Below are 20,614 nucleotides of genomic sequence, written 5' to 3'. Positions count from 1 at the left end.
CCCGGACACCGAAAGATGTCGAGCTCGCCGCATAACCTCAGCACCCCGAACCATCCCAAACCCGACAGGGTGTCTTGACGGAAGACATAGAGGCACCCCTTCCCCGTCCCCCTTTTCCCGATACACCGCACAGCAGGAGACCGGTAGGAGAGGAACGTCCATGACCCCGGTACGCACATCCGGCGCGAACCGATCCGCCGAGGGCGCCGTCGCGGGCCGCAAGCCCCGCGTGATGCCCCGGCTGCTGCGCGGGGGCGCGGCCGGGATAGCGGGGGTGCTGCTCACCGCCAGCCCGACCTGGGGCGCGGGCGTGGACATCAGCCACCGGTATCTGTCCGAGCGCGACGACCGCGCCCGCACCCACGGCAGCCCGGGCCCGCGCGGCGGCCCGCCGGCCCCCGGCGAGCGGCGGGACGCCGCCCGCGGGGCGCGGGAGGACACCGGGAGCGCGGACGGCCTGGCCAGCTCGGACGGCTCGGACGGCCCGGCCTCCGGAAAATCCACCGGAACCGGCGCCGCGCACGGGTGGACGCACCCGGTGGCCGACGCCGACGTCTCCGCCGCCTACGGCATCCCCGGCGGCTGGCTCGCCGGCCACCACACGGGTGTCGACTTCGCCGTCCCCGTGGGCACCCCGGTGCGCGCGCCCGGACCGGGCGAGATCGTGACGGCCGGCTGGGGCGGGGACTACGGCCACCTGGTGACCGTGCGGACGCCGGGCGGCCAGTACCTCCTCTTCGCCCACCTCTCCCGGGTCGACGCGACCGCGGGGCAGCGGGTGGGCCCGGGAGACCTCCTCGGCCTGTCCGGCAACACCGGCCGGTCGAGCGGGCCGCACCTGCACTTCGAGGTGCGGCAGAGCACGGAGTACGGATCCGACATCAACCCGCGGTCGTATCTGGCCTCCAAGGGCGTCCGGCTCTGACGCCCGGTCCCCCTGGGACGCGCCGCCGCCCGCGGGCCGGGCGGCGGCGCCGGGCCGCACGGGCCGGGCCGGCCCCGGGGACGCGGGCGGCCCGGAGACGCGGTCAGCCCAGGGACGCGGTGAGCGTGATCGTCGTCCCCGTCAGGGCCTGGCTCACCGGACAGTTGACCTTGGCGTCCTCGGCCGCCGCGGTGAAGGCCTCGGCGTCCGTTCCGGGGACCTCGCCCGACACCGTCAGGTGGATCCCGGTGATGCCCGTGCCCGGCTGGAAGGTGACCTCGGCCCGGGTCGTCAGCCGGGTCGGGGGCGTGCCGGCCTTCGACAGGCCGTTGGAGAGGGCCATCGAGAAGCAGCTCGAATGCGCCGCTGCGATCAGCTCCTCCGGGCTCGTCCGGCCGTCGGGCTCCTCGGCACGGGACGGCCACGAGACCTGGTACTCCCCGGCTCCGGAGGAGTCGAGGGCGACGGTGCCCCGGCCCTCGAGCAGATTGCCTTCCCAGACCGTGTGCGCGGTGCGTGTGGTGGCCACGTTGGATCCCTCCTGTGATGCGGGTGGCTTCAAGCCGATGGTCCGCCCCCGTACGGCCGCTCCGGCCGCGACGCGCCGTGCGGCGGATGCCGGCGCCGCAACCGGTCCGCGACATCTGCCCCGATACGGGACAGAGCGGTCCGGGAGGGGGCGGGCGGAGGCGGAGAGCGGCGGGGTGTCCGTCCGGGCCGCCGGCGGTCGCTGCGGAACGGACACGCGCGTGCGCCGGGGACACGGGGTGGTCCCCAGGCGGTTTGCGGGGCGCCCGGGCCGCGACCGATCCCATCGGCGGGCGATCGGCCGGGGGCGAGTGGCGGGGCGGAGGCGGACGGGAGACGAAGGGCTCGGCTCAGGCCGGAGCCTTGGCGTGGAGGGGGAAGCGGGCGCGGACCGTCTTGCCGCCGGGGCGGCGGAGGACTTCCAGCTCGTCGGAGAGCCGCTGGACCATGATCAGCCCGAGCCCGCCGCCGCCCGTGAGATCCGAGGTCCGGCGGATGGCCGGGGTGATCTCACTCCGGTCGTCCACATCGACGATCAGTACGTCCTCCCAGGCGCTGATGCGCAGCCGCCACCATCCGGACGTGTGCCGGGTCGCGTTCGCCACCAGCTCGGAGACAACGAGCACGACCGCGTCGGCATCCACTCCGGGGCACGCGGTGGAGACGTACTCCGCGGCCGCGTGCCTGGCATCAGCGGTGCTGGCACGGCTGGACTCCACCACGACCATGCGGCTGCACCTCCTCCTCACCGTTCATTACACCCCTCTTGCCCAGCGGCCGCCCAAACATGGGACACGATCAGGCAGAGGATGCGCGGATGATGTGAGAACACGCGTCATCCGGGTACTCCCCGCCCGAGCTGTCACCCGAGGGCGGGACGGAACGGATCCGCCTCCGCCTTCCGGGTGGCGGCCCGCCGGGCGCGGCGTGCGCACCGCGCACCTCCCCGCGCGCCGTGCCTAGCCTGCGGAGGTCACCGTATCGCGGAGGTGTCCTCCATGTTCCGTCCAGTCCTCCCCGTCCGCACGCCGGGGGCCCGGTCACTGGCGGTCGGCGTCCTCTGCGCTGCCCTGCTGGCCGGTGGCTGCGCCCAGTGGTCCGGGGCCCCGGAGCCCCCGGCACGGCCCGGTCCGGAGGCCGGCGCACACCGGGTCTCGCCCTTCGGGGGACTGACCGAGCGGCCGCGGCCGACGCCCGGCACGACCTTCCTGCTCGTGGGCCTGGACGGGCGCACCGGCATCTCGCGCGAGGAGAAGCGGCGGCTGTTCGTCGGCGGCGAGGGGTGCGACTGCACGGACGTGATGATGCTGCTGCACGTCTCGGCGGACCGGGACCGGGTCGGCGTCATCAGCATCCCGCGGGACTCCTACGCCGAGTTCCCCCCGCACATCGAGCCCGCCGCCGTCGAGCCCACCACCGGCGCCCCTCCCTCCACCGGAGCCTCCGGACCGGCTCCCTCCGGACCGGCTCCCTCCGGGAGCGTCTCCTCCGGGACCGTCTCCCCCGTGCCCGGGACCGCCGGGCCGAAGACCTCCCCGCCGGAAGCACCGGCGCCGGCGCCCTCCGGGTCCGGCACCGGGCCGGGGCGCCACTGGGGAAAGATCAACGCGGCGCACAAGCACGGCGGCCCGGCCCTCACCGTGGCCACGGTGGAACACGCGACCGGTATCCGGATCGATCACTACGTGGAGACGGATTTCACGGGCTTCGTCCGCGCGGTCGACCGGCTCGGCGGCGGCGAGGTCTGCACCGACAAGCCCCTCCGGGACGAGAACTCCGGCCTCGACCTCCCGCCCGGCACCCACCACGTCGACGGCACGGGCGCGCTGAAGTACGTCCGCGCCCGCAAGCTGGATCCCCCCGGAGACCTCGGCCGGGTCCGCCGGCAGCAGCGCTTCCTGCTCTCGGTGATGGAGAACCTCCTCTCCGGCGAACGGGCGGCCTCCGGCCGGGACGAGTTCTCCCGCGGCGCGCGGGCCCTGCTGGAATCCGTCCGCACCGACGAGGGCCTGACCCTGCCGAAGCTGGCCGGCCTCGCCCGGGCCCTGCGGAAGCTGCCGGGCTCCGCCGCCGAGTTCGCCACCGTGCCCATGAGGGACTTCGACCACCGGGTCCCCGGCTGGGGCTCCACCCTTCTCTGGGACGAGCCCCGGGCGGAGGCCCTCTTCGCGGCCGTCCGGGCGGACCGGCCGTTCGTTCCGGAGACCCGCCCCGGCGAGGTCCGCCCGGTGCCCGTCGCCATCGAACCGCGCAAGCTGCGGGTGAGCGTGGCCGAGGGGCCCGGGGCGGAGCCGGGCAGCGCCGCCCGGCTGGCGCGGAAGCTGCGGGCCACCGGCTTCACGGTCGTCGGGGTCACGGCCGGGTCCGGAGGCGGCACCCCGCACGCGGGACCGACCGAGATCGCGTACGACCCGCGGCTGCGGCGCGCCGCCCCGACCCTGTCCGCCGCGCTGCCGAACGCCCGGGTGCGCGAGGTGGAAGGGCTCGGCCGGGTCTTCCGGGTGACCGTCGGCCCGATCGCCGGGCGGGTGGTCCCGGTCGTCCACGACCGGAGCGGTGTCGAAGGGGCACCCGTGACCGGCGACGAGCTCAGCTGCCGGGAGCAGCCGCCCGGCGGGTAGTGCCCCGTGTCTCCGTGCCCCGCGCCTCCGGCCCGCGCCCCCGCCCCCACCTCCCGCGTCTCCCGCGCCCCCGGCTCCGGTCGGGCCGTGCGAGGGCCCACGGGTGACGACGGTCACCGGGCGTCATGAACGCCACGCAGGGTAGGCGACCGGCCAGTCTACGAACGGGGAGAGTGGCCCACCCATGAGCACACTGCGGGACAAGCGGCGCGAGAAGCTGGCCGACAGCCGGCGCAGCGAGGACAAGAAGACGCGGATGACCGTCCTCGTGGCGCTCGCCGCGAACCTCGTCATCGCGCTGGCCAAGGCGCTGGGCGGCCTTTTCGCCGGTTCCCCCGCCCTGCTGTCGGAGGCGGCGCACTCGGTGGCCGACAGCATGAACGAGATCTTCCTGCTCGCTTCCCTGCGGCGCAGCCGCAAGGCCCCGGACGCGGAGCACCCCTTCGGCTACGGCAAGGAGCGCTTCTTCTGGTCCCTGCTGGCGGCCGTCGGCATCTTCGTGATGGGCGGCTGCTTCTCCTTCTACCAGGGCATCAGCGCCATGAGTTCCGGCTCCTCGGAGAGCCTCGACGGCTATGTGGCCGGGCTCGTCGTCCTCGGCATCGCCCTGCTCGCCGAGGGGACCTCCCTCCTCAAGGCCCTCCACCAGCTCCGCGGCCACGCCCGCCGCAACGGACGCGGCATGATCGCCCAGCTGCGGGCCGGCACCGACCCCGCGCTGCGCACCGTCCTCGCGGAGGACGGCACGGCGTGCCTCGGTGTCCTGGTGGCCGCGGCCGGGATGGGCCTTCACATGGCCACCGGCGACATCGTGTACGAGGCGTGGGCCTCGCTGCTGATCGGCGTCCTGCTGGTCTACGTCGCCTACCGGCTCGGCCGGGAGAACCGGGACCAGCTCATCGGCGTGGCGCTCGACCCGGTCCTGCGGCAGGAGATCCACACCTTCCTGGACGAGCAGCCGGAGATCGACACCGTCACCACGCTCCTCACGATGCGGCTGGGCATGGACTCCACCCTGGTCGCCGCGCGGGTCGACCTGATCGGCGGGCTCGACAGCGAGGAGGTCGAGGAAGTCTCCGAGCGGATCAAGAACGCCATGGAGGGCGCCTGGCCCATGGTCGACCAGATCTTCCTGGACATCACCGAGGCCACCGTCGAGGACCGCCGGCGGGCCCGCCGGGAACGGCGGGAGCTCGACGCGGCGGTGGAGGCCGTGGCGGACAACTCCGGCTGAATGGCGGTGCGTTCATGACGGAACGGGGGAGTACGGGGGAGTATGGACGGGAGGGTACGGAGTGACGACGGGGGCACCCGCCGGGCCGGGCGCACGGAGCGCCCCGCCCGAGCGGGCACGTCCGGCCGGCACGGCCGGTCGCGTACCGCTGACCGCACACGGCTGATTCGAGAGGCGAAGAACATGGCCACGGCACAGGCAGCGCACCTGTCCGACGACGATCTCGCCACACTGGACCGCTACTGGCGGGCCGCGAACTATCTGGCCGTGGGCCAGATCTATCTGCTCGCCAACCCGCTGCCGGACGAGCCGCTGGCCGTGGAGCACATCAAGCCGCGGCTGCTGGGGCACTGGGGCACCACACCCGGCCTCAACCTGATCTACGCCCATCTCAACCGGGTGATCAAGGCCCGGGACCTGGACGCCATCCACATCACCGGCCCCGGCCACGGCGGTCCGGCGACCCTCGCCTGCTGCTGGCTGGACGGCAGTTACTCCGACGTCTACCCGGATGTCTCCCGCGACGCCGAGGGCATGGCCCGGCTCTTCCGGCAGTTCTCCTTCCCCGGCGGGGTGCCCAGCCACGTCGCCCCCGAGACCCCCGGCTCCATCCACGAGGGCGGTGAACTCGGCTACGCGCTCAGCCACGCCTACGGCGCCGCCTTCGACAACCCCGGGCTGGTCGTGGCCGCGATCGTCGGCGACGGCGAGGCCGAGACGGGCCCGCTGGCCACCGGCTGGCACGGCAACAAGTTCCTCGACCCGGTGCACGACGGCGCCGTCCTGCCGATCCTCCACCTCAACGGCTACAAGATCGCCAACCCGACGGTCCTGTCCCGCCTTCCGCACGAGGAACTGGACCAGCTGCTCCGCGGCTACGGCCACGAACCGGTGTACGTCGAGGGCGACGACCCGGCCGCCGTGCACCACGCCATGGCCGCCGCCCTCGACCACTGCCTGGACCGGATCGCGGAGCACCAGCGGGCGGCCCGCGAGGACGGCACGGCCGGGCGCCCCCGCTGGCCCATGATCGTCCTGCGGACTCCCAAGGGCTGGACGGGGCCGGCCACCGTCGACGGCAAGCCGGTCGAGGGCACCTGGCGCGCCCACCAGGTGCCGCTGTCGGGCCTGCGGGAGAGCCCCGAGCATCTGCGGCAGCTGGAGGAGTGGATGCGCTCCTACCGGCCCGCGGAACTCTTCGACGAGCAGGGCCGGCCGCGCCCCGAGGTGCTGGGCCACGTCCCCGCGGGGGACCGGCGGCTCGGCTCCAACCCGCACACCAACGGCGGCCGTCTGCTGCGCAGTCTGCCGGTGCCCCCGATCCGCGACTACGCGGTCAAGGTCTCCGCACCGGGCGCCACCCTGCACGAACCCACCCGGGTCCTCGGCGGGCTGCTGCGCGATCTGATGCGGCGGACGGGCAAGAGCCGGGACTTCCGGCTGTTCGGCCCCGACGAGACCGCCTCCAACCGCCTCCAGGACGTCTACGACGCGACCGGCAAGGGCTGGCAGGACGAGCTCCTGCCGACCGACGAGCACCTGACCCGCGACGGCCGGGTGCTGGAGATGCTCTCCGAGCACAACTGCCAGGGCTGGCTGGAGGGTTATCTCCTGACCGGGCGGCACGGCCTGTTCTCCTCGTACGAGGCCTTCATCCACATCGTCACGTCCATGGCGAACCAGCACGCCAAGTGGCTGAAGGTCTCCCGGCAGCTGCCCTGGCGGATGCCGCTGTCCTCCCTGAACTACCTGCTCACCTCGCACGTCTGGCGGCAGGACCACAACGGCTTCTCGCACCAGGACCCCGGCTTCATCGACCACATGGTCAACAAGGACCCGCAGACCATCCGGGTCTACCTGCCGCCGGACGCCAACACCCTGCTGGCCGTCGCCGACAAGACCCTCGACAGCCGCGACCTGATCAACATCGTCGCGGCCGGCAAGCAGCCCTGCTTCGACTGGCTCTCCCTCGACGACGCCGTGAACCACGTGGAGCGCGGCGTCAGCGTCTGGGACTGGGCGGGCAGCGACACCGGGCGGGAGCCGGACGTGGTCCTCGCCGCCGCGGGCGACGTCCCGACCCAGGAGGTCATGGCCGCGGCCGGCCTCCTCCGCGCGCATCTGCCGGATCTGGCCGTCCGGGTGGTGAACGTCGTCGACCTGATGCGGCTGCTGCCGCACACGGAACATCCCAGCGGGCTGAACGATCACGGGTTCGACGCCGTATTCACCGCCGACAAGCCCGTCATCTTCGCCTACCACGGCTACCCGTGGCTGATCCACCGGCTCACCTACCGGCGGCACGGCCACTCCAACATCCACGTCCGGGGCTACAAGGAGCAGGGCACCACCACGACACCGTTCGACATGGTCGTGCTGAACGACATGGACCGCTACCGGCTGGTGATGGACGTCATCGACCGGGTGCCCGGGCTGGCACTCCGGGCGATCGGGGTCCGCCAGCTGATGAAGGACAAGCGCAACGAGCACCGTTCGTACATCCGGGAGCACGGCCAGGACATGCCCGAGATCCGCGACTGGACCTGGGGCTAGGGTCCTTTCGGGGGCGGGGACCGTCGGCGCGGCGAACGACAGCAGACGCACAGACGCGGGGCCACCCCGCCACCGAGGGAGTCTTGAGATATGGCAGACACCGGGACGAAGGCGCAGATCGGGGTCACCGGGCTGGCGGTGATGGGCCGCAACCTGGCCCGCAACCTCGCCCGGCACGGGCACACCGTGGCGCTGCACAACCGCACCGCGACCCGGACCCGGGCCCTGGTCGAGGAGTTCGGGCACGAGGGCACCTTCCTCCCGTCCGACGACCCGGCCGCCTTCGTCGCCTCGCTGGAGCGGCCCCGCCGCCTGGTGATCATGGTGAAGGCGGGCATGTCCACCGACGCGGTGATCGACGAGTTCGTCCCGCTGCTGGAACCCGGCGACATGATCATCGACGGCGGCAACGCGCACTTCGAGGACACCCGGCGCCGGGAGGCCGCGCTGCGCGAGCGCGGCCTCCACTTCGTCGGCGCCGGGATCTCCGGCGGCGAGGAGGGCGCGCTCAACGGGCCCAGCATCATGCCCGGCGGCTCGGCCGAGGCCTACGCCGCCCTCGGCCCGCTGCTGGAGGACATCTCCGCCAAGGCCGCCGACGGCACGCCCTGCTGCGCCCACATCGGGGCGGACGGCGCCGGCCACTTCGTCAAGATGGTGCACAACGGCATCGAGTACGCCGACATGCAGCTCATCGGCGAGGCCTACGACCTGCTGCGCCAGGTCGCCGGTTACCGGCCCGCCGAGATCGCCGAGATCTTCCGCACCTGGAACACCGGCCGCCTCGACTCGTACCTCATCGAGATCACCGCCGAGGTGCTGGCCCACACCGACGCCGCGACCGGCCTGCCGTTCGTGGACGTCGTCGCCGACAGCGCCGGCCAGAAGGGCACCGGACGCTGGACCGTGCAGACCGCGCTCGACCTGGGCGTGCCGGTCTCCGGCATCGCCGAGGCCGTCTTCGCCCGCTCCGTCTCCGGCCACGCGGGGCTGCGGCAGGCGGCCGGCGGCCTGCCCGGCCCCCAGCGCGCCACGCTGGGGGCGGAGGACGCCCGGCACTTCGCCGACCAGGTGGAACAGGCGCTCTACGCCTCCAAGGTCGTCTCCTACGCCCAGGGCTGGAACATGATCGACGCGGCGGCCGCCGAGTACGGCTGGACGATCGACCCGGGCACGGTGGCCGCGATCTGGCGCGGCGGCTGCATCATCCGGGCCGCGTTCCTCGACCGCATCCGCGCCGCCTTCGGCACCGACCCCAAGCTGCCCACGCTGCTGGCCGACCGGGAGTTCGCCGGGGAGATCGGCGCGGCGCAGCGGGACTGGCGCACGGTGGTCGGCACGGCCGTGGCGCACGGGGTGCCGACGCCCGGCTTCTCCGCCGCCCTCGCCTACTACGACGCGCTCCGCGCCGACCGGCTGCCGGCCGCGCTCACGCAGGGGCAGCGCGACTACTTCGGGGCGCACACCTACCGGCGCGTCGACCGGGAGGGCAGCTTCCACACGCTCTGGGGCGGCGACCGCTCCGAAGTCGCCGGCTGAGTCCGGGACGGCCCGCGGCGGGGGCCCCCGCCCCGGGTTTCCCGGGCCGGGGCCCCGCCGTGCCCGTGCGGGCAGTCGGCGCAGGCTGATCATCACACTTTCGAGGGAGCGCGGGGAGCGCCTCGCCCGCCGCCGGGCCCGCCCGCGCGAGTCTGACCGGAGAGCAGCCGTCCGGAAAGGACTCCCCATGCGCTGGTCCCGCACCTCCGGCGGACCGCCCGTAGCGGTGGACCTCGGCACCTCCCGCATCCGTGTCCGCGGACCGCGGGGAACCCACCGCTACGACGGCGCGTCCGTCATCGCGGTGACCGCCGCGTCCCGCCAGGTGGTGGCCGTCGGCGACCAGGCGGGCCGCATCCTCGGCCGCACTCCGCCCGACATCGAGGCCGTCGTGCCGCTCAGCCGCGGTGTGGTCACGGACTTCGACGCGGCCGCCCTGCTGCTCCGGCACGCGCTGGGCGGCGGCGGTCCCTCCCGGCGGGGACTGCTGCCGCCCGGGGTCGTGACGGGCGTCCCCGCCTCCGCCACCGAGGTGCAGCGGATCGCTGCCGAGGAGGTGCTGCTCCAGGCCGGGGCCCGCTGGGTGCGGCTGCTGCCCAAGGGGATGCTCGCGGCGCTGGGCGCCGGGCTGCCGCTCTGGGACTCCGGCGGCACCATGATCGTGGACATCGGCGCCGGGACCACGGAGATCTGCGCCTTCGCCTTCGGGACCCTCGTCGCCGCCGAGTCCTCGCCGGTCGCGGGCGACGCCGTGACCTCCGCGCTGGTCACCCATCTCCAGCGCGAGCACACCCTGGCGCTGAGCACGGTCGCGGCCGAGGCCGTCAAGACCGGCCTGGGGCGGGTGGCGGAGACCGCGCCCGGCACCCGGCTTCCGGTCCGCGGCCGGGACCGCGTCACCGATCTGCCGAAAACCGTCTCGGTCGCGGCGGGGGAGCTGCGGGACCTCATCGAGCCGGAGATCGGGCGCATCGCCCGGCTGGTCGTCGCCGCCATCGGCAACTGCCCCGGCGGCGTCGCGGACGACATTGTGGAGCGCGGGCTCGTCGTCACGGGCGGCGGGGCGCTCTTCGACGGACTCCCGGACCGGCTGGGGCGGGCCATCGGCATGACCGTCCATCTCGCCGGGGCGCCGCGCTCCTCCGTGCTCGACGGCGCCGCGCGCTGGATCGACGACGTGGACCCCGCCGCCCGCCGGCAGATGCTGGCCCCGCTGTGAAGGGCACGGCCACCGTCACCACCGGCTTCCGGGGCGGAGGGCTTCCGGGCTCCCGGGGCGGCGGCTCAGATCTCCGCGCGGCAGCCCGGCAGGGTGCGGGGATGCGGCGCCGGCCCCTCGCGGCCTCCCGCCACGCGCTCCCGCTCCCGCCGGGCGCCCTCGCCCACGGCGGCGTGGACCGCCCGGGCCAGCCGGGCGCCCCAGAGGGAGCGCGGCCCGCCGAACGCTTCCTCCTCCTCGCCGGGCCGGGCGGCGCGGGCCGCGACGCACACCGCGTCCGAGGGGGTTCCGGAGCAGTCGAAGCCCGCCTCCAGCAGGGCCTGGACCTTGGCCTCGGTGACCGTGGCCACGGCGTTGACCAGCGCCGCGTCGCTCAGCGGAGCCGGTACGGCGACGACGATGTTGATCGTCCCCGGCGGCGGCGCGGCCGGGGACCCCGGGGCGGGGGAGGCGGCCCAGCCGGAGACGCCGATGCCCGTGGTGACCAGCGCCTCCACCCCGCCGTCGGCGGCGCGCGTGCACGCGTCGACCTCGGCCGCCGTCATCAGACCCACGCCGGGCCCGGTCAGCCCGGCGTCCCGGGCCAGCCCGGCCAGATGACGGCCGGGGTCGGTCCGGGTGTAGCCGGGGCGCACCTGGGCGTTGAGCACCCAGCCGCGCTCACCGAGGCCGCCGCCCAGGACCGCGCTGCTGGCCATCCGCCAGCCCGGCCCGGCGCGCCACAGCAGCAGATGGCGGCAGGCTCCGTCCTCGGTGCGGGCCAGCCGCTCGGCCCGCAGCAGGGCGGGTGCGGGGCCGGCCGCGGCGCGCGGCAGGGGTGTGGTGGTCACGGCGCCCTTCCTCCGCCGGCCGGGTCCGGGAGACGGCCCGGGAGGGTCCCGGCGGCCGGTGACCATGATCGTAGACGGCGGCCGCGGGGGCGGGGCGGGGGGCCTGGCCACCACACCGGCCATTGCTCCGCCCACCGCTCCGGTCATCACTCCGCCCACCGGTTCACCGCATCCCGGGACCCCGTCAAAACGGACAAAACGCCCGTCGGTGACGCGCTTCACAGAATGCCCGGCGGAATGGTGACGCATTGCATCGGGATGCCGCTGTTCCGTCGAGGATGTAACCCTCTGCTGTTTCCGGGCGCCGAACCGCGAGGTTTTTCGTCGCTCTTTGCTGGGGCGCGTGCGCACCGCGTCACGCCATCCCCGCGAATACCGCCGGTAAACACCGGGCTGTCCGACTTCTCCTTGCCTCGGTGAAATCAGAGCGCTTACGTTTGCCGCTGTTCCGCCGAACGCTTGGCGGACATTCCTCCTCCGGAACGCCGAATCCTGCCGCCGGAGCGGGGAAAACCACGACGCACCACGGCAGGAGCGGGGGACCCACAGGTAAGTCGCCGGACCGTGTGACACACCGCACGGTGCGGCTCGGGGTGAAGACGCGCAGGGCGGCCGAGCCGATCATGCGAATGCGTCCGGGCAACTCCAGCCCGAACCCGACAGCTCACCTCGTAGGCGTAGGAGAGGAAATACCCCTATGTCTCGCGGACGTCATCGCCGTACTCGCACGAGCCGTCTTTCCATCGCCGCCCTCGCCGTCACCACCGGTGGCGCGGGCCTGGCCCTTCCCCTCATCGGCGCCACCGGCGCCAGCGCCGCCTCGGTCGAGACCTGGGACAAGGTCGCCGAGTGCGAGAGCACCAGCAACTGGAGCATCAACACCGGCAACGGCTTCTACGGTGGCCTGCAGTTCACGCAGAGCACCTGGGCGGCCTTCGGCGGCACCGAGTTCGCGCCGCGCGCGGACCTCGCCACCAAGGACCAGCAGATCGCGATCGCCGAGAAGGTGCTCGCGGGCCAGGGCCCGGGCGCCTGGCCGGTCTGCTCCGTCAAGGCCGGTCTCACCCGCGGTGGTGAGGCCCCCGCCGTCGACACCGGCGCCAAGCAGCAGGGCCAGGCCGAGGCTCCGAAGAAGGAGGCCGCCGCCGCTGCCCCCAAGGCCGCGCCGAAGGCCGAGAAGAAGGCCGCGCAGCCGTCTCCGGCGGACGCGGACAGCGCGAAGACCTCTTCGTACACCGTCGTCAGCGGTGACACCCTCGCCAAGATCGCCGAGGCCGAGGGCGTCGAGGGCGGCTGGGAGAGCATCTACGAGGGCAACCGCGAGGTCATAGGCGGTAACCCGAACCTGATCTTCCCGGGCCAGAAGTACTCGCTGGACGGCGAGAAGGCCGCTCCGAAGGCGGAGGCCCCCAAGGCCGCGCCGAAGGCCCAGAAGTCCGAGGCCAAGGCCGAGGCCCCGGCCAAGGCCGCCGAGAAGCCGGCCGTCCAGCAGGCCGCGAACGCCGCGGGCTTCAGCGCCCCGGTCGCCGCCTCCCCGAGCACCCCGTACCGGGCCTCGGGCGGCAGCTGGTCCAGCGGTTACCACACCGGCGTCGACTTCTCCGTCGCCACCGGCACCTCGGTGAAGTCGATCGGCTCCGGCACGGTCGTCTCCGCCGGCTGGGCCGGCTCGTACGGCAACGAGGTCGTCGTCCGGCATGCCGACGGCAGGTTCAGCCAGTACGCCCACCTGTCCTCGCTGTCCGTCTCGGCCGGCCAGACGGTCCAGGGCGGCCAGCAGCTCGGCCTGTCCGGCTCCACCGGCAACAGCACCGGCCCGCACCTGCACTTCGAGGTCCGGACCGGCCAGGCCTACGGTTCCGACGTGGACCCGCTGGCCTACCTGCGGGGCAAGGGCGTCAGCATCTGACACGCCCGCACCGCACGGCACCACCCGAGGTGCCCGCTCCCGCTCCGGCGGGAACGGGCACCTCGCCCGTTTCCGGCCGGGCGCCCGCGGCTTTCCGTACCGGAACCGCCGTGAACCCACCCGGAATTCGATCTTCCGGGACGGGGCCGGGGCGGGGCCGGGGCGCGCGGGCGGCGCGTGCGGGCGGCGCGAGCGGCGCACCACGGATACGCAGGGGTTACACCGGGAAACAGACTTCTCCCCCGGTCACTCCTTTTCAAGATTCACTTCTCGGATTCCGATAATCGTCCCGCGGATTCCCGGAATCGGTTGTGACGCGGAATGTGCCCGCCTATCTTGGGCTCGGCCCGCGAACTCCCTTGCGCGGCTGCCTTTTTCGGCCCCAGCGCAGGAGAGGACCCAGCCGATGCCCCCCACCCGCGGACGGCACCGCCGGCCCCAGCCGAGCCGTATCTCCCAGGCATCGTTGACCGTCACCGCAGGAGGCGCGGGGCTCGCCCTGCCCCTGGTGGCCGCCTCGGGCGCGAGCGCCGCCTCCGCCGGCACCTGGGACCGGGTCGCCGAGTGCGAGAGCGGCAACGACTGGGACATCAACACGGGCAACGGCCACTACGGCGGCCTCCAGTTCTCGCAGAGCACCTGGGAGGCGTTCGGCGGCACCCGGTACGCGCCGCGCGCCGACCTGGCCTCCCAGGAACAGCAGATCGCGATAGCCGAGAAGGTCCTGGACGGCCAGGGTCCCGGCGCCTGGCCCACCTGCGGGCCGCGGGCCGGTCTCGCCCGCGGCGGCGACAGCCCGGGCACCGCGCCGGCGGCGGACCGGTCCGGCCCGCGCGCCGAGGACACGCGCCAGAAGGAGAAGGCCGCCGGGGCGCCGCAGCGGAAGCAGCAGCGCGCGGAGACCAAGGCCAAGGACCCGGCGCAGACCGCCTCCGCCACCCGCACCCCCGGCTCCCGCACCACCGACTCGTACCGGGTCGTCAGCGGTGACACGCTGTCCGGCATCGCCCGCGGCCACGACGTCGACGGCGGCTGGCAGCGGCTCTACGCGTCCAACCGCCAAGTCATCGGCGGGGACCCCGATCTGATCCTCCCCGGCCAGCGGCTCTCCCTGCGCGGCGGCGGGCAGGGCTCCGGGGCGGCCGGGGGCGCGCCCGAGACCTCGGAGCGCGGAACCTCCGAACGCCGGACGGCCCCGGCCCCGGAGAAGAAGGCCGAGAAGAAGGCGGAGAAGAAGGCGGAGAAGAAGGCCGGGAAGCAGAAGGCCGACCCGGAGGAGCAGCGGACCGAGCGGAAGAAGGAGAGCACCGGCGAGGACCGGGCCACCCGTTCCGGCTCCGGTACCGGCGCGTCCTCCGCCCCCGTCGCCGGCGTCTCGCCGAGCACCCCGTACCGCGCCTCCGGCGGCGTCTGGTCCAGCGGCTACCACACGGGCGTCGACTTCCCCGTGGCCACCGGCACCTCGGTCCGGGCCGTCGCCTCCGGCCAGGTCGTCTCCGCGGGCTGGGCGGGTGCGTACGGCTACCAGGTGGTGCTGCGGCACGGCGACGGCCGGTACAGCCAGTACGCCCATCTCTCCCAGCTCTCCGTGCGGGCCGGGCAGCAGGTTCCCGCCGGGCGGCAGCTCGGCCGCTCCGGTTCCACCGGCAACAGCACCGGACCGCACCTGCACTTCGAGGTCCGCACCGGGCCGGGCTACGGCTCGGACATCGACCCGCTGGCCTATCTGCGGGGGCGCGGGGTCGCGATCTGATCCGGGCGCGGTCCGGCCGGGGCACGGACGGAACCGGGGGCGGTGGCGGTGCGGGCACGCACCGCCGTCCCTCTCCCATCGAGCACCGCCCTCTGCTCCGCCCAACCGCTCTGCCCGCCCCCACCGCCTCGCGGCCCGGGCGCTTCCGCCGCCTCCCCCGGATCCGCGGCGCCCGGCACCGCTGATCCGCGACCGCCCACCGCTCCGCGGAGATCGCGCCCGTCTCAGACCGCCGCGCCGCGCTGCCGGGCGGCCAGGCCCGGCAGCAGCTTCTCGGGGAGGACCGGCAGGTCGCGGACGCGCACTCCCGTGGCGTGGTGTACGGCGTTGGTCACCGCCGCCGCCGTGCCCACCGCGCCGATCTCCCCGATGCCCTTGGAGCCCATCGGGTTGAGCCGGCCGTCCTCCTCCGCCAGCCAGCGCACCTCGATGTCCGGCACGTCGGCGCAGGTGGCCACGGGGTACAGCGCCAGGTCCCGTTCCGTGAAATCGCCGAACTCCGGGTCCAGGGTGCTGTGTTCCATCAGCCCCATCGACAGGCCCATCACCATCCCGCCGGCGAGCTGCGAACGCGCCGTGCGCGGGTTGAGGATGCGCCCGGCGGCGAACACGCCGAGCAGCCGCCGCACCCGGGTCTCCCCGGTGTCCATGTCCACCTGCACCTCGGCGAACTGGGCTCCGAAGGCCCGCCGCGCGTACTCCCGTGTGCGGACCGCGATCTCCTCCGCCGTGTCGGCGCGCACCGTCAGGCCGGTCTCCGGCGGCGTCCCGCCGCGCAGCGCCAGCTCGTGGCGCAGTTCCCGGCAGGCCTTGTGCACCGCCCAGCCCCAGGACGCGGTGCCCGAGGAGCCGCCCGCCACCGGGGCCTGCGGCAGATCGCTGCTGCCGATCTCGATCCGCACCAGGTCCAGGGGCGCGTCCAGCGCGTCGGCCGCGATCTGCGCGAGCACCGTACGGGCCCCGGTGCCGATGTCCGTGGCGTCGATCCGCACCCGGTAGCCGCCCCCGGCGTCGGCACGGGCCTCCGCCGCCGCGGGGGCCACGCTCGCCGGGTGGCCGGAGGCGGCCACTCCGGTGCCGATCAGCAGCCGCCCCTCGACGCGCGTGCCCGGCCGCGGGTCGCGGTCCCGCCAGCCGAACCGGTCCGCCCCCTCCCGCAGGCACTCGGCCAGCAGCCGGCTGCTGAACGGGCGCCCGGAGTCCGGCTCCTTCGCGGTGTCGTTGCGCAGCCGGAGCTCCACCGGGTCGAGCCCGCAGGCGATCGCCAGTTCATCCATCGCCGACTCCAGCGCGAACATGCCCGGGCATTCGCCGGGGGCCCGCATCCAGGACGGCGTCGGGACGTCGAGCCGGGTGAGCCGGTGTGTCGTACGGCTGTGCGGGCTGGCGTACATGAAGCGGCCGGGGGTCGCGGCCTGCTCGGTGAACTCCACCAGGGTGGAGCTGTAGGTGAACACCTCGTGGGACAGCGCCGAGATGCGCCCCATGCCGTCGGCGCCGAGGCACACCCGGTGCTCCGTCGCCGGCCGGTGGCCCACGATGCCCGCCAACTGGTGGCGGGGGAGCGCCAGTTTGACAGGGCGGCCGGTCACGCGGGCGGCCATCGCCGCCAGCACGGCGTGGGGGCGCGGGGTGCCCTTGGAGCCGAAGCCGCCGCCGACGTGCTCCGAGACGACGGTGACCATCTCCTCGTCCGTCCCGAAGAGGGCGGCCAGGGCCTCCCGTACGGGGGCCGCGCCCTGGCTGGAGTCGTAGACGCGCAGCCGCGGGCCGATCCAGAGCGCGGTGGCGGCGTGCGGCTCCAGCGGATGGTTGTGCAGCGGCGGAACGCGGTACGTCGCCCGGAAGCGGATCTCCGAGGCGTCGAACGCCATGCCGAAGTCCCCGCGCACCCGGTCGGCCGGGACACCGCCGTTGGCCCGCTCCGGCGCGTACATCCCGGGGTGGTCCGCGGCGAAGCGCGCGTCGTGCGGCTCGGCCGCGTACTCCACGCGCACCGCGGCGGCCGCCGCACGTGCCGCCTCCAGGGTCTCGGCCACGGCGAGCGCCACGTACTGCCCGCGGTGCGCGACCCGCGGCGACTGGAGGACGAGCAGCGTCGCGTCGCCCGGGTCGCCGAGCCGGGGCGCGTTCTCATGGCTGAGCACGGCGAGCACACCGGGCCCGGCCAGGGCGGCGGCCGTGTCGACCGCCGTGATCTCGCCGCGGGCGACGGCGGCGGGCACGGGCCAGGCGTACGCGCAGCCCTCGACGGGGTGCTCCGTGGCGTACCGGGCCGAGCCGGTGACCTTCTCGCGGCCCTCCAGCCGGGCCACGGGCTCGCCGAGCGGGGTTCTGCCGGGGCGCCGTGCCCCGGGCCGGGGCGCGGCACCGGGCACGGGTCCGGCGTTCCCGGGCACGGGTCCGGCGTCACCGGGCAGACGCCTGTCGTTCCCGTCACCGTGCGCGTTTCGGTCTCCGCTCATGGCGTCTCCCACGGTCCCTCGGGGTGCGGCCCGTCGTCCCCGGGCCGGAGGCCCGCCCGCCCGGACGGCTCGGCCCGTTCGGCCAGTTCGGCCAGGGTGCGCACGGTGAGTGAGCGCAGCAGCGGCACCTTGAAGGCGTTGTCGCGCAGCGGCTCGGCCGGGGCGAGTTCGGCGTCGACGGCCCGCGCGAAGGACTCGGCGCCGGCCGGCGCCCCCAGCAGCCGCTCCTCGGCCGTCCGGGCCCGCCACGGCCGGGCGGCGACCCCGCCGAAGGCCAGCCGCACCCGGCGGACGAAACCGCCGTCCACCCGCAGCGCGGCCGCCACGGACACCAGAGCGAAGCTGTACGAGGCCCGGTCGCGCACCTTGCGGTAGACGGAGTCCGCCGCCTCCGGCACCGCGCCCAGCTCGACATGCGTGATCAGGTCGCCGTGCTCCAGCACGGTGTCGTGCTCCGGACTGTCACCGGGCAGCCGGTGCAGCCCGGCCACCGGCACCGTACGGGTCCCCGCCCGGCTCCGCACGTGCACCCGGGCGTCCAGCGCGGTCAGGGCGACGGCCATGTCGGAGGGGTGGGTGGCGACGCAGGACGGCGAGGCGCCGAGCACGGCCAGCTCGCGGTGCGCCCCCTCGCGTGCCGGGCATCCCGTCCCCGGCTCCCGCTTGTTGCAGGGCTTGCCGGGATCCTGGAAGTACGGGCAGCGGGTGCGCTGGAGCAGATTGCCGCCGACCGTCGCCGCGTTGCGCAGCTGACCGGACGCGCCGGCCAGCAGGGCCTGGGACAGGGCGGGATAACGGGTGCGCACGGCGTGGTCGGCGGCCAGGTCGCTGTTGCGCACGGCGGCGCCGATCAGCAGACCGCCGGCGGAGGTGTGCTCGACGGCGGTGTGCGGCAGGGCGGTTACGTCGACCAGCAGGTCGGGCTGCTCGACCCCGAGCTTCATCAGGTCGACGAGATTGGTGCCGCCGCCCAGATAGCGGGCGCGGGGTGAGGAGCCCAGCGCGGTCACGGCCGCCTCTGCGTCGGTCGCGCGTTCGAAGCGGAACGGTTTCACCAGGCGCCGCCCTCGGTGGCACGGCCGCCGGGCGCGGTCCCGGTGTGCGCCACGTCGCGGACCGCGCGGACGATGCCCCCGTACGCGCCGCAGCGGCAGAGGTTGCCGCTCATCCGCTCCCGGATCTCCGCGTCGTCCGCCGGCACCGGCAGGCCGGACGGATGGTCCGCCGGCGTCACGGCGCTGGGCCGGCCCGCGCCCATCTCCTGGAGCGCCCCGGCCGCTGAGCAGAGCTGGCCGGGGGTGCAGTAGCCGCACTGGTAGGCGTCGCGGTCGAGGAACGCCTCCTGCAGCGGGTGCAGCCGGCCGCCCCGGGCGGGATCGCCGGAGGCCAGCCCCTCGACCGTGGTGATCCGGGCGCCGTCGTGGGCGACAGCCAGCAGCAGGCAGCTGTTCATCCGCGTCCCGCCGACGAGCACCGTGCAGGCGCCGCACTGCCCGTGGTCGCAGCCCTTCTTGGCGCCCGTGAGGTCCAGCCGCTCGCGCAGCACGTCGAGCACCGTGGCGCGGTTGTCGACCACCAGGTCCCGGGGCTCCCCGTTGACGTGGAGCGTGATGGGGGTGGTCACGGGCGTGGTGTGCGCCGGTGCGGTCATGGGGCCTCCCGGTCGCCCGGCCGGCGGACGGACGGGCGGACGGCATGGGACGGGGACGGACGGAGACGGGGACGGGACGGGGGGAACGGGGAAGCGGGGGGAGCGGGGACGGACCGGCGGAACGGGCGGGCGCGGAACCCCGGACCCCGGACCCCGTACCCCGGACGCCGGACGCCGGGACCCGGATCACGGGACCCGGAACCCGGACGCCGGACGCCGGGACCCGGATCACGGGACCCGGAACCCTGGCGTCCCCGGTCCGCCCCGCCCCGGACAGGGTGTCGGTAACCGTCCGTGCCCCGTCCGAAACAGCGGCGGCCGCCCGTCACCCGCCGGGCGGCCGCCGGGTGCGCGTCCACTCCAGCAGGCCGTCCGCCGTCCAGGTGTTGACGACCCGCCCGGCGGGGACGCCGCACTCCTCCGCCCGGGCGCAGCCGTACGGCTGCCAGTCCAGCTGGCCGGGCGCGTGGGCGTCGGTGTCCACGGCGAACAGCACCCCGGCGTCCACCGCCCGGCGGAGCAGCGCGCGCGGCGGGTCCAGCCGCTCCGGGCGGCAGTTGATCTCGACGGCGGTGCCCGACTCGGCGCAGGCGGCGAAGACCTTCTCCGGATCGAACCGCGAGGGCGGGCGGCCCCGGCCGGAGAGCAGCCGCCCCGTGCAGTGGCCGAGCACGTCGACGAGCGGGTTGCGCACCGCGCGGACCATCCGGCGGGTCATCGCCGCCTCGTCCATGGCCAGTTTGGAGTGGACCGAGGCCACCACCAGATCGAGCCGGTCCAGCAGTTCCGGCTCCTGGTCGAGGGAGCCGTCGGCGAGGATGTCGCACTCGATGCCGGTCAGCAGCCGGAACGGCGCCAGCCGCTCGTTGAGTTCCGCGACCACGCCGAGCTGTTCGCGCAGCCGCTCGGCGGACAGGCCGCGGGCGACCGTCAGCCGGGGGGAGTGGTCCGTGAGCACCGCCCACGCGTGGCCCAGGGCGGCCGCCGTCAGCGCCATGTCCTCGATCGGGCTGCCCCCGTCGGACCAGTCCGAGTGCAGATGGCAGTCGCCGCGCAGGGCGGCGCGCAGGTCCGCGCCGCCCGCCGCGAGCGGGTCGGCCGACTCCGCCTCCAGCCGCTCCAGATAGCCGGGCACTCCGCCGCCGAGCGCCTCGCGCACGACCTTCGCGGTCTTGGGCCCGATGCCCTTCACCGCCTCCAGCGAACCGGCCGCGGCCCGCCGCGCCACCTCCTCGCCGGGCATCTCCGCGAGAACGGCCGAGGCGGTGCGGAAGGCCCGCACCCGGTAGGTGGGGGCCTGGGCGCGCTCCAGCAGAAAGGCGATCCGGTCCAGTGCCGCCACCGGTTCCATAGCGCGTCCCTTCCGTCCTCGGCCCTCCGGCATCCT

The 20,614-nt window shown here is 74.7% G+C and carries 15 protein-coding genes and 1 riboswitch; of the genes, 8 read left to right on the top strand and 7 right to left on the bottom strand.

The genetic code is table 11. The features are described 5' to 3' along the window. The first annotated feature begins 160 nt into the window (after positions 1-160). Positions 161-925, top strand: coding sequence for a M23 family metallopeptidase (locus IF83_RS31135; RefSeq protein WP_051722594.1), 765 nt, complete (start codon positions 161-163; stop codon positions 923-925). Positions 926-1,028: 103 nt separating this feature from the next. Here IF83_RS31135 and IF83_RS0108815 read toward each other — a convergent pair whose 3' ends face one another. Continuing rightward, positions 1,029-1,454, bottom strand: coding sequence for an OsmC family protein (locus tag IF83_RS0108815; protein WP_030543516.1), 426 nt, complete (start codon positions 1,452-1,454; stop codon positions 1,029-1,031). Between the two features lie 349 nt (positions 1,455-1,803). Continuing rightward, positions 1,804-2,181 (bottom strand): ATP-binding protein, encoded by a 378-nt coding sequence (locus IF83_RS0108810; RefSeq protein WP_030543515.1) that lies wholly within the window; start codon positions 2,179-2,181, stop codon positions 1,804-1,806. A 270-nt stretch (positions 2,182-2,451) separates the two neighbouring features. Here IF83_RS0108810 and IF83_RS0108805 point away from each other — a divergent pair, with 270 nt between their 5' ends. From IF83_RS0108805 to IF83_RS0108785, 5 genes are all read left to right on the top strand, one after another. Further along, complete coding sequence (locus IF83_RS0108805) at positions 2,452-4,074, top strand: LCP family protein (protein ID WP_051722593.1); 1,623 nt, start codon at positions 2,452-2,454, stop codon at positions 4,072-4,074. A 184-nt stretch (positions 4,075-4,258) separates the two neighbouring features. Next, the gene (locus tag IF83_RS0108800; protein ID WP_051722592.1) at positions 4,259-5,308 is read left to right on the top strand and encodes a cation diffusion facilitator family transporter; all 1,050 of its coding nucleotides are present in this window, start codon (positions 4,259-4,261) and stop codon (positions 5,306-5,308) included. A 183-nt stretch (positions 5,309-5,491) separates the two neighbouring features. Continuing rightward, complete coding sequence (locus tag IF83_RS0108795) at positions 5,492-7,861, top strand: phosphoketolase family protein (RefSeq protein ID WP_030543512.1); 2,370 nt, start codon at positions 5,492-5,494, stop codon at positions 7,859-7,861. 90 nt (positions 7,862-7,951) lie between these two features. Continuing rightward, positions 7,952-9,400: an NADP-dependent phosphogluconate dehydrogenase gene (gene gndA / locus IF83_RS0108790; protein WP_030543511.1), complete on the top strand. Its 1,449-nt coding sequence runs from the start codon at positions 7,952-7,954 to the stop codon at positions 9,398-9,400. 187 nt (positions 9,401-9,587) lie between these two features. Further along, a complete protein-coding gene (locus IF83_RS0108785) occupies positions 9,588-10,619 on the top strand; it encodes a rod shape-determining protein (protein ID WP_030543510.1) in 1,032 nt (343 codons plus the stop codon). Between the two features lie 65 nt (positions 10,620-10,684). Here IF83_RS0108785 and IF83_RS0108780 read toward each other — a convergent pair whose 3' ends face one another. Further along, positions 10,685-11,449 (bottom strand): adenosylcobinamide amidohydrolase, encoded by a 765-nt coding sequence (locus IF83_RS0108780; RefSeq protein WP_030543509.1) that lies wholly within the window; start codon positions 11,447-11,449, stop codon positions 10,685-10,687. Positions 11,450-11,922: 473 nt separating this feature from the next. Continuing rightward, positions 11,923-12,142, top strand: a riboswitch (cyclic di-AMP (ydaO/yuaA leader). Positions 12,143-12,146: 4 nt separating this feature from the next. Here IF83_RS0108780 and IF83_RS0108775 point away from each other — a divergent pair. Together IF83_RS0108775 and IF83_RS0108770 are read left to right on the top strand one after the other, a co-directional pair. Then, positions 12,147-13,358: a transglycosylase family protein gene (locus IF83_RS0108775; RefSeq protein WP_030543508.1), complete on the top strand. Its 1,212-nt coding sequence runs from the start codon at positions 12,147-12,149 to the stop codon at positions 13,356-13,358. A 406-nt stretch (positions 13,359-13,764) separates the two neighbouring features. Further along, positions 13,765-15,111 carry a transglycosylase family protein gene (locus IF83_RS0108770; protein WP_030543507.1) on the top strand — a complete coding sequence of 449 codons (1,347 nt, stop codon included), beginning with the start codon at positions 13,765-13,767 and terminating at the stop codon, positions 15,109-15,111. A 224-nt stretch (positions 15,112-15,335) separates the two neighbouring features. Here the strand turns inward: IF83_RS0108770 and IF83_RS0108765 are convergent, their stop codons facing one another. From IF83_RS0108765 to IF83_RS0108750, 4 genes are all read right to left on the bottom strand, one after another. Next, positions 15,336-17,576 carry a xanthine dehydrogenase family protein molybdopterin-binding subunit gene (locus IF83_RS0108765; protein WP_078843294.1) on the bottom strand — a complete coding sequence of 747 codons (2,241 nt, stop codon included), beginning with the start codon at positions 17,574-17,576 and terminating at the stop codon, positions 15,336-15,338. Then, positions 17,573-18,631, bottom strand: a complete 1,059-nt coding sequence (locus IF83_RS0108760) for an FAD binding domain-containing protein (RefSeq protein ID WP_051722591.1) — start codon at positions 18,629-18,631, stop codon at positions 17,573-17,575. Before IF83_RS0108760 ends, IF83_RS0108765 begins: the two co-directional genes overlap by 4 nt. Beyond that, positions 18,628-19,227: a (2Fe-2S)-binding protein gene (locus tag IF83_RS0108755; protein WP_037679159.1), complete on the bottom strand. Its 600-nt coding sequence runs from the start codon at positions 19,225-19,227 to the stop codon at positions 18,628-18,630. Before IF83_RS0108755 ends, IF83_RS0108760 begins: the two co-directional genes overlap by 4 nt. A 325-nt stretch (positions 19,228-19,552) precedes the next feature. Beyond that, the gene (locus IF83_RS0108750; protein ID WP_030543503.1) at positions 19,553-20,578 is read right to left on the bottom strand and encodes a PHP domain-containing protein; all 1,026 of its coding nucleotides are present in this window, start codon (positions 20,576-20,578) and stop codon (positions 19,553-19,555) included. Between the last annotated feature and the right edge of the window lie 36 nt (positions 20,579-20,614).

Source organism: Streptomyces albus subsp. albus (assembly GCF_000719865.1).
Taxonomy (GTDB): Bacteria; Actinomycetota; Actinomycetes; order Streptomycetales; family Streptomycetaceae; genus Streptomyces; species Streptomyces albus_E.
The sequence above is the reverse complement of the archived record's forward strand: the minus strand, read 5'-3'. Positions and strand labels throughout refer to the sequence as shown.

Coding starts and splice junctions, on each gene's coding strand:
- IF83_RS0108775 (WP_030543508.1), top strand. CDS start 12,147: ATGTCTCGCGGACGTCATCGCCGTACTCGCACGAGCCGTCTTTCCATC.
- IF83_RS0108795 (WP_030543512.1), top strand. CDS start 5,492: ATGGCCACGGCACAGGCAGCGCACCTGTCCGACGACGATCTCGCCACA.
- IF83_RS0108805 (WP_051722593.1), top strand. CDS start 2,452: ATGTTCCGTCCAGTCCTCCCCGTCCGCACGCCGGGGGCCCGGTCACTG.
- gndA (WP_030543511.1), top strand. CDS start 7,952: ATGGCAGACACCGGGACGAAGGCGCAGATCGGGGTCACCGGGCTGGCG.
- IF83_RS0108750 (WP_030543503.1), bottom strand. CDS start 20,578: ATGGAACCGGTGGCGGCACTGGACCGGATCGCCTTTCTGCTGGAGCGC.
- IF83_RS0108810 (WP_030543515.1), bottom strand. CDS start 2,181: ATGGTCGTGGTGGAGTCCAGCCGTGCCAGCACCGCTGATGCCAGGCAC.
- IF83_RS0108785 (WP_030543510.1), top strand. CDS start 9,588: ATGCGCTGGTCCCGCACCTCCGGCGGACCGCCCGTAGCGGTGGACCTC.
- IF83_RS0108770 (WP_030543507.1), top strand. CDS start 13,765: ATGCCCCCCACCCGCGGACGGCACCGCCGGCCCCAGCCGAGCCGTATC.
- IF83_RS0108765 (WP_078843294.1), bottom strand. CDS start 17,576: ATGAGCGGAGACCGAAACGCGCACGGTGACGGGAACGACAGGCGTCTG.
- IF83_RS0108800 (WP_051722592.1), top strand. CDS start 4,259: ATGAGCACACTGCGGGACAAGCGGCGCGAGAAGCTGGCCGACAGCCGG.
- IF83_RS0108755 (WP_037679159.1), bottom strand. CDS start 19,227: ATGACCGCACCGGCGCACACCACGCCCGTGACCACCCCCATCACGCTC.
- IF83_RS31135 (WP_051722594.1), top strand. CDS start 161: ATGACCCCGGTACGCACATCCGGCGCGAACCGATCCGCCGAGGGCGCC.